Annotated in this window: 5 protein-coding genes; 2 read left to right on the top strand and 3 right to left on the bottom strand. The window is 50.8% G+C overall.

Annotated elements, in window-relative coordinates; all coding sequences use genetic code 11:
- A partial coding sequence (locus CVU71_18540) for an NADPH-dependent 7-cyano-7-deazaguanine reductase QueF (GenBank protein ID PKN16782.1) occupies positions 1 to 328 on the bottom strand: 328 nt, incomplete at its 3' end.
- A gap of 143 nt (positions 329 to 471) precedes the next feature.
- Between CVU71_18540 and CVU71_18535 the strand changes: the two genes are divergently transcribed.
- Complete coding sequence (locus tag CVU71_18535; GenBank protein ID PKN16781.1) at positions 472 to 663, top strand: hypothetical protein; 192 nt, start codon at positions 472 to 474, stop codon at positions 661 to 663.
- A 109-nt stretch (positions 664 to 772) separates the two neighbouring features.
- Here CVU71_18535 and lpdA read toward each other — a convergent pair whose 3' ends face one another.
- The gene (gene lpdA, locus CVU71_18530; protein PKN16780.1) at positions 773 to 2131 is read right to left on the bottom strand and encodes a dihydrolipoyl dehydrogenase; all 1359 of its coding nucleotides are present in this window, start codon (positions 2129 to 2131) and stop codon (positions 773 to 775) included.
- 37 nt (positions 2132 to 2168) lie between these two features.
- Entirely contained in the window at positions 2169 to 3344 is a 1176-nt protein-coding gene (locus CVU71_18525) for a hypothetical protein (GenBank protein PKN16779.1), read from the bottom strand.
- A gap of 239 nt (positions 3345 to 3583) precedes the next feature.
- Between CVU71_18525 and CVU71_18520 the strand changes: the two genes are divergently transcribed.
- The coding region (locus CVU71_18520) for an exodeoxyribonuclease VII large subunit (GenBank protein ID PKN16778.1) at positions 3584 to 3976 on the top strand (393 nt) is incomplete at its 3' end.

Raw genomic sequence — 3976 nt, 5'->3', positions numbered from 1 at the left:
AGCGCGGCTGGAGGGCGGCCACCAGGTCTTCAAGGATGATATTGGTGACGTGTTCATGAAAAACACCCTCGTTGCGGAAAGACCATAAATATAATTTCAGTGATTTCGATTCGACAATCTTCCTGTCGGGGATATACTGTATGGAAATGCTGGCGAAATCGGGTTGGCCGGTTTTCGGGCATACACAGGTAAACTCATCGGTGGAAAGCGTCACGGTGTAGTCGCGTCTGTGATGATTGGGGAACGTTTCCAGTTTACGAACAGGTTTCGTTTTCTCCCCTAAAAGCGTCAAACCTTTCAGATCATTTGATTTTGTTCTTTTTGCCATGAAGTTCCCCTGAACTCAAAAGAGTGAATTTCTTTACCGAAAGTTGTCAATAATTTCAAGTTTATTCGTCCCGCTGAAAATACTTCGCATAAAACAATGATTTTATGTTAAATTTATCCATACTTCAGAAAGGAGATATGAAGATGCCGGAAAACAAAACAACCATTCCTGAAAATACCTGGAAATGCAGTAATTGCGGAAACACCGTTGTGGAGTTGCAGCCGCCGCAGATCTGTCCCGCCTGCCTTCAGAAATGTGAATTTCTGAACGTAACCTGTTACCAGCCGGACTGCGGTTTTACCGGTATGGACAACCGCCTGAAACCGTCTAAATAAAACCGCCCGGTAAATATGTTCACACGGCGCGGAACAATGCCTTTGCTGCAAAATAAGATCAGGCTATCCGGGCAGATAAGAACGCGACCCGCAGGGAGTGCCCCTGCCTTCAACCGATGAGCGGTGCAAAAATTTCACTGAGCGTCGGGTGCGGTATGACCCAGGAACGCAGTTGCTTTCGGGTCAGCTGAGCGGCAACCGCCAGGGCAAGCCCGGAAATGAGGTCGGCCGCGTGGTCTCCCAGTATGACCGCGCCGATGATTTTATCCTGGTGAAAAACAGCCTTGACAAAACCCTGACCGATCAATTCAGTCCGCGCGATAATATTGGCGCTGTAGGGCGACCTGACGACTTCAACGGATAAACCTTCGTTCCGGGCGCGTTCCTCGGTGTAACCGACACGCGCAATCTGCGGATGGCTGTACACAACCGACGGAATAAAATTTTCGTTGTAAATATTACCGATTCCGCCGTACATATGTTCCACTGCGGCTTTGGCCTGCCGGGCCGCACGGTGCGCCAGCATCATTCCGCCGGTGACATCGCCCGCGGCATAAATGCCCCGGCAAGTGGTCATCATGTTTTTATCCACCTTGATTCCGGCGCTGCTGTACTCGATTCCCAGCCTGTCCAGCTCAGTCCTGTAGAGCAGAGGCTTTCTTCCTGTGCAAAGCAGGGCGCATCCGGCGCGCATCTCCATGGGTTCCCTGTTTTTGCGTACCTGCATCACAACGCCGCCGGCAGATTCTTTCAGACTGGTGAGCTCCGTCGATGTGTGGACGGCAATGCCCAGACGGGCCAGTTCCTGTGTGAGAAATTCCGCGGCCTCTTGATCTTCCTGCGGCAAAATGCGGTCCAGCAGTTCCACCAGGATCACCTTGACACCAAGTTCCGCAAATACCGTGGCGTATTCGACGCCGATGAAACTTCCGCCGACAACGATCATGCCGGACGGCAGTGAAGTCATCTCGAGTATGCCGTCTGAAGTCATCATCCGTTCCGAAGTCTTGATGTCCGGCAGGAGCTGCGGTTCCGACCCCCAGGCAATGAGGATGTTTTTTGTCTCAAGCAGATGACTTTGACCGGATGGTTCAATGTATCTCACTTCGCGGGGCGAGAGAATCTCGCCCGTGCCGGTTTTTGTTTCCACCTGCGCGTCGGCAAGTCCTTTTTGGGCACCCAGGGCTGCTAGTTTGACCATCTGGTCACGATGCTTTTTCATGGCCATGAAGTCAACGGTGATGCCGTCAACATGGATGCCGAAGCGTTTGAGTTTTTTTAAGTCCGTGTATGATTTGCTGCATGAGAGCATCGCTTTTGTGGGTATGCAGCCGCGATGCGCACAGGTGCCGCCCCAGCCGTTTTTTTCGATGATGAGAACACGTTTTTGCTTTTGAGACGCCGTTTGGGCCGCCTCCGTGCCGCCCGGTCCTCCGCCAATGACAATCAGATCATATTTATCGGACATATTTGCATCCTCTCCTTCAGCAGGTCAGGCAAAACGATTATGCCTCGCATGCCACGCGATTGCGCCCGTCTTCTTTGGCCCGGTAAAGGGCTCGGTCGGCCCTGGCAATCATGGTTTCGATTTCTTCCCGCATCTGATATTCCGACAGGCCGATCGATACGGTAATCCTGAAGCCGTCTCCTATGCGGGGGAACAGGCATTTTTCAATATTGGCTCGCATGCGCTCGGCGCAGATCATTGCTTCTTTAAGATCGGTCTGGATCAGGACCAGAATAAACTCTTCGCCGCCATACCGGCCGCAAAAGTCTGTGTTTCGCATGGTATTGCGAATGGCCGTGCTGACGGTCCGTAACACGTCATCTCCCGACTGATGACCGTGGGTGTCGTTCACTTTCTTGAAATGGTCAATGTCCAGCATTGCGATTGTAAAGACCGAGTTTCCGCGAAGGGATCGATTCTTTTCATTGTCGAGGAGTTCCATGAGATGACGGCGGTTGTAAAAGCCTGTCAGTTCGTCACGGATTGCTATCTCCTGAATGATCGAAAGAGATATCTCAAGTTCTGAACGGCTGATGTTGAGGTTCTCAACGGTTTTCTTCAGCTCGGAGCGGCTGGTGCTGAGGTTCCGCCGAAGGGAGCTGATATAACCGCCAATGTAGGAAAAGGCGATCATGACGATGGCCAGCACAATCCATTGGAGAAATTCATTGCGGAAGTTTACCCCCTCAGGACGGAAGAGATACAGGAGTATGATGTCAGTTCCGTAGGTCATAAGCGTGATCATGCTAATCAGGAAGAAATCGCGGGTGTTGAGGCGAAAGATTCCAAACAACAGCATGATGACGTACATCAGCAGCAGCAATCCCCTGGATTCATTGGCATAGTACATTACATACATCACGGTGAGGGTGGCAGCGCACATTTGCGCAAATGTCAGGCTGGGATCGGCAAACCTTAAGTTTACCCCTGTGCGGATGAGAAGGTAGAAGGTGATATTGACCGCAGGGATGATAATCAGCAAACCGGCGATTCCCGGCCACTCCGTGATGCCTGCCAGATAGGAAAAATACGCAAGGCTGCCGTTCAGGACGTAGGCGACTGACGCCATAAATAACCGGCGGATCCGCAACGCCTGATTCGGGTCATCTTTCGGGATAAAAGAAAAACGGGATGTCCCGTTGAAAACAGCATGATTTCCGTCTTTATTATTCATAGGCGATTTGCGGACTGAGGCGACAGGGAAATGTCATCATGTGCGATCGCCGTTAATTCATCCGACCTGAGAAAAGCAATTATTTTGCCTGCAGTATATGGGGAGGCGTTTTGTGTGTCAATGAAAAACCGGGTGATAAATGAAACATTTGATCGATTCATCATGAAATTTTACTGCTGCCGAATTCAAACTTGTCATCCCTTTTAATATCTGCTAGTTGATCGTGCAGGGTTTAGCTGATGAAAGACATTCTGACAGTTTCGCAACTGAACGATTACATTAAAACCTTTCTTGAAGATACATTCGGATCGCTCTGGGTGGAAGGTGAAGTCTCCAACTTGCGCCGTCCTCCGTCCGGCCATATCTATTTCACGCTGAAGGACGACAAAAGCCAGATTCGGGCGGTCTATTTTCGCCAGTACGGCAACCGCGCGGCAAAATTTGATCTGGAAGACGGATTGAAGATTCTGTGCCGTGCGCGCCTGAGCGCTTATCCGCCCCGTGGTGAATACCAGCTGATTGTGGAATCGGTAGAGCCTCAGGGTGTGGGAGCGCTGCAGAAAGCGTTTGAACAGCTCAAGGCGCGATTGGCGGCCGAAGGTTTGTTTGATCCGTCTCATAAAAAAGAACTG

Source organism: Deltaproteobacteria bacterium HGW-Deltaproteobacteria-6, assembly GCA_002840435.1.
In the GTDB taxonomy this organism is placed as follows: Bacteria; Desulfobacterota; Syntrophia; order Syntrophales; family Smithellaceae; genus UBA8904.
Note: the sequence above shows the minus strand (reverse complement) of the source record. Positions and strands in the feature narration are given on the sequence as shown.